General features: G+C 60.8%; 4 protein-coding genes. 3 read left to right on the top strand and 1 reads right to left on the bottom strand.

Going from position 1 to position 4,497, the window contains the following annotated elements:
• On the top strand, positions 1-656 hold a 656-nt coding region (locus tag AAC083_RS15300), incomplete at its 5' end, for a UbiD family decarboxylase (RefSeq protein ID WP_146181693.1).
• 214 nt (positions 657-870) lie between these two features.
• Complete coding sequence (gene fre, locus AAC083_RS15295; protein WP_042036076.1) at positions 871-1,569, top strand: NAD(P)H-flavin reductase; 699 nt, start codon at positions 871-873, stop codon at positions 1,567-1,569.
• Between the two features lie 139 nt (positions 1,570-1,708).
• Here the strand turns inward: fre and ubiK are convergent, their stop codons facing one another.
• Positions 1,709-1,966, bottom strand: a complete 258-nt coding sequence (gene ubiK, locus AAC083_RS15290) for a ubiquinone biosynthesis accessory factor UbiK (protein ID WP_042036077.1) — start codon at positions 1,964-1,966, stop codon at positions 1,709-1,711.
• Between the two features lie 301 nt (positions 1,967-2,267).
• Between ubiK and AAC083_RS15285 the strand changes: the two genes are divergently transcribed.
• Positions 2,268-4,497 (top strand): VolA/Pla-1 family phospholipase (locus AAC083_RS15285; protein ID WP_108537045.1); only part of this gene is annotated, 2,230 nt, incomplete at its 3' end.

Genomic DNA, 4,497 nt, shown 5'->3' with positions numbered 1-4,497 from the left:
GGTATCTGGAGCCGGGGGAGATGGCGCCCGAGGGGCCTTACGGGGATCACACCGGTTACTACAACGAAGTGGACGAGTTCCCGGTCTTCACCATCACCCACATGACGATGCGCCGTGATGCCATCTACCACAGCACCTACACAGGCCGTCCGCCCGATGAGCCGGCGGTGCTCGGCGTGGCATTGAACGAGGTGTTCGTGCCGCTGTTGCAGAAGCAGTTCCCCGAAATAGTGGATTTCTACCTGCCGCCGGAAGGCTGTTCTTACCGGATGGCGGTGGTGACCATCAAGAAGCGTTACCCGGGCCATGCCAAGCGGGTGATGCTGGGGGTCTGGTCTTTCCTGCGCCAGTTCATGTACACCAAGTTCGTGATCGTCTGCGATGACGACATCAACGCCCGCGACTGGAAGGATGTGATCTGGGCCATCACCACCCGGATGGACCCTGCCCGGGATACCACCCTGATTGAACACACCCCGATCGACTACCTCGACTTCGCCTCGCCTGTCTCCGGCCTTGGCTCCAAAATGGGGCTGGATGCCACCAACAAGTGGCCGGGGGAGAGCAACCGCGAGTGGGGGCAACCCATAGTCCAGGACGAGGCGGTGAAGCAGAAGGTGGATGCCATCTGGGATGAGCTGGCTATTCTCGGCTAGGCCTGGTTGCCTGGGATTTATATCACGCGGGCCGGGTCGACCCAGCCCGGCCAGCCAGAGGATCCGTGCTGCTACCGCCGTTCGGGTACAAAAGGTTGATGATCTCCGGGCGGAATTGGGTATGCTCGGGAAACCTGACCAGCTGCACTGGTCGTGAATCTACAGTGAATCAATGAGCGAAAGCGGGCCGAGCGAGCCCGTCACAAGGATAAGAATGCAACGTATCAAGTGCCGCGTAGAGGAACTGCGCGAATATGTCGACACCATCTGGCACGTGGCCCTGACGCCGCAGCAAGCGGTCAGCTTCAAGCCGGGCCAGTATCTGCTGGTGGTGATGAGCGATTCGGACAAACGCCCCTTCTCCATCGCCAACTCACCGACCCGCCCTGGGGTACTGGAGCTGCAGATCGGCGCCACCCCCGAGAACGCTTATGCAGGTCAGGTGCTGGCCCGCATGCGCGAGCAGGGAGAGATAGAGATCGAACTGGCGGCAGGCAAGGCCTTCCTGCGGGAAGAGTCGCCCCGTCCGTTGATCCTGATGGCGGGGGGCACTGGTTTTTCCTATGCCCGCTCCATCCTGGAGTTCCTGATAGACACCGGCAGCAAGCGCCCCGTCTTCGTCTACTGGGGGGTGCGCCAGGCGCACTGGCTCTATGAACAGGAGCAGATGCAGCAGTGGGAGCGCGACTATGCACCGCTGACCTTCATCCCTGTGGTGCAGGAGCCGGAAAGCGACTGGACCGGCAAGACGGGTCTGGTGCACAAGGCCATCATGGATGACTTCGTCAGTCTGCATGACTACGACATCTATGTGGCTGGCCGTTTCGAGATGGCTGGAGCGGCGCGGGAGGAGTTCAAGATCCTCGGTGCCGAGCCGGAGCGCATCTTCGGCGATGCCTACGAGTTCATCTGAGCTGAGAGTGCGAATCGGTAGGCATCAAAGCGGTGTCAGTCGTATATGACGGCCGATGGCGCTTGAGCTTCAGAAAAAACAAACCCCAGCCTGGCTGGGGTTTGTTTTATGCGCCGTGCGAGCCGGCGGCGTCAGCGTGTTACTCGCCTTTGGCAGCGAGCTGCTGTTCCAGCTGCGTCAGCTTGGCCTCGAGAGCGGTCAGCTTCTCGCGGGTGCGCAGCAGCACCTTGGTCTGCACGTCAAACTCCTCGCGACTGACCAGATCCAGCTTGTTGAGCTGGGACTGCAATACCTGACGGATCTTCTTTTCCACCTCTTCACCCATGCTGCGAATGCCGGGCGGCAGGGAGTTGTGCACCTGTTTGGCGATCTCTTCCAGTTTCTTCGGGTCGATCATGTGGTTCTCCTTAAGCAATGGCGACATTCTACCGACAATTAAGCCGCTTTGCCGAGATCGGGGTGGCTTTTTGCCATCAGGAGCTGGGGGCGTTGCTGGTCGGGTCTGGTATCCGGAGTGAAGCTGTTAACCTATCGGGTCACGTTTCTATTCCAATTCCTTGATGTTGTACACAAAAAAAGCAGATCAGATGACCGACCAGACGCTTAAAAAATGTTGCGTTGCTGTTAATATGATTCGGTCGGGTTTTCACCCTACCCCGTCAGCACATCATGGATAACAACTAAAAAGAGATAAGGATATGAAAAAGAAGCTAATTTATGCCGCAGTTGTCAGTGCCCTGTTGGCTGGCTGTGGTGGCAGTGATGATAACAAAGGCGACACTTCAAGCTATCTCGACTATCTGTTGACCGGTTCCAACGCAGTGCGCCCCAGTGCCCTGGCGGCCCGGGCCAGCGATGGTACCCTGAAATTCTCCACCGAGACCGCAGATCTCTCCAACCCTGTTTCCGCCATGTCGACGCTGGATGGTTGGTCTACGACCCAGGCTATCCAGATCGTGCCGGTCACCTCGTCTGGCATCACGGTTCAGGCACCGACGGCGGCCGAGTTTGGCGCTTCAGTGGCTCCGCTCTACCTGCTGGAGTTGACCTTCGACAGCACGGCGCTGCGCCCGAGCGGCGTGAAGAAGGTGCTGACCTACGGTGTGGACTTCGTGGTGGCCGCCTCGGCCGGCAAGCTGAACCTGGTTCCGCTCAAGCCGTTGAACCCCTCCTCCTACTACATGATAGTGGCCACTGATTCGCTGAAAGATAGTCGCGGCGATGCCCTCAAGGCAGGCAGTGACTACGGCAACTACAAGAACAACGCCGGCAGCAATGCCCAGGAGCAGACCATCAACGGTCTGATCGCGCTGCAGGAAGGGCTGTTCAAGGCCGCGACCGGCATCGCCACGGATCATGTCATCTTCTCCGACTGGTTCGGTACCCAATCCGGCGCCGATGTGCTGGTGGCGGTGAAGAGTGCCGCCGCTTCCGTGCTGAAGAGCCCGACTCTGGACGCTGCCGCCCTGTGGAAACAGGATGCCCTGGGCAACACCAGCCTGCCCGGCACCTATACCCTGGCCGTGACCGGCAGCAACACCTTCCTGACCCAGCTGGACAATGAGCAGTTCCTGCCGCAGGAGCAGAAGGGTGCCATTGCCGCCGCCGTTGCCGCCAGCCCGACGCTGACCGGCATCGCCGGCATGACGCAGGTCTACACCGGTACGGTCAAGCTGCCGTATTTCCTCTCCTCACCGGCGACCGCCGGTTCATGGGACAAGGCCAAGACCCAGTCCTGGCACGGTGCCATCCCCAGTCTCTATGCCATCGCCAATGCGCTGAAGGCACAGGATGCCGAGGTGATCGGTGGTCTGGTGGGCGCCGGTGTGGATCCTGCCCTGCTGGGCGAGCTCATCGCCGAGCCGAGCCGTCAGGCCGAGCTGCTGGCGGAGGCGAGCAAGCTGATCGGGGTGACGCTCACCTCCGGCGGCAAGGCGCTGGATCCCGAGCAGAACATAGGCCGCTTCAACCCGCTGCCGATGCTGGAAGAGGTGCAATCCGTGCCGATGCGGATATTTGCCGCAACCAATGACCTGAAGACCATCACAGATGTGATCATCTATCAGCACGGCGTCACCTCCATCAAAGAGGACTCCTATGCGCTGGCGCTGGGCCAGATCGGCGCTGGTCTGCAAGTCACACCAACAGCCAAGAATGTAGCCGTAGTGGTGATCGATCATCCGCTGCATGGTGAGCGTGGCTATGCCCTGAGTGGCAGCACGGATACCGTCACCACCTCCGACAATCCGATGCCGTACCTGAACCTGAGCTACCTGACTGTGGCGCGGGACAACCTGAAACAGAGCGTGGTGGATCTGCTGGGCCTGCGTCTGGCGGTTGGCCTGGCCAACGCCCAAGGGGCCATCGGGACGGCCGGCAGCCTCAAGGTGCATTTCCTCGGCCACTCGCTGGGGGCCATTGCCGGAGCCAATCTGCTGGCAGTAGCCAACCAGTCCATAGGTAACGCGCAGGCGGATGCCCTGTTCAAGTTCGACACCGGTGGCCTGGCCATGCCGGGTGGCGGCATAGCGCCGCTGTTGCTGAACTCGCCGGCCTTCGGCCCGACCATCAAGATGGGCGTGCTGACCGGCGGCAGTGCCGAGCTGAAGGCCGGTTTCGCCGCCTATGCTCCCAACTGCCAAACGGCGGTGCCGACCTGCTTCGTCAACGAGTTCCTGCCGAGCCTGGACGCGGCCACTCAGACGACCGCAGCCAGCACGCTGCAGAGCTACAGCTTCGCGGCTCAATCGCTGCTGGATTCGGCTGACCCGATCAACCTCGGTCGCGGCATCAAGGCGGACTTCCCGCTGTTTGCCACCGAGATCGTGGGTGACGGTGCGCTGAGCCTGTCGGATCAGGTGATCCCGAACAGCATTGCGTCCGCGCCGCTGGGTGGTACCGAGCCGTTGTTCAAGGTGCTGGCACTGC

The sequence above is a fragment of the Aeromonas sp. HMWF014 genome, from assembly GCF_963878295.1.
Lineage (GTDB): Bacteria > Pseudomonadota > Gammaproteobacteria > Enterobacterales > Aeromonadaceae > Aeromonas > Aeromonas popoffii.
Note: the sequence above shows the minus strand (reverse complement) of the source record. Positions and strands in the feature narration are given on the sequence as shown.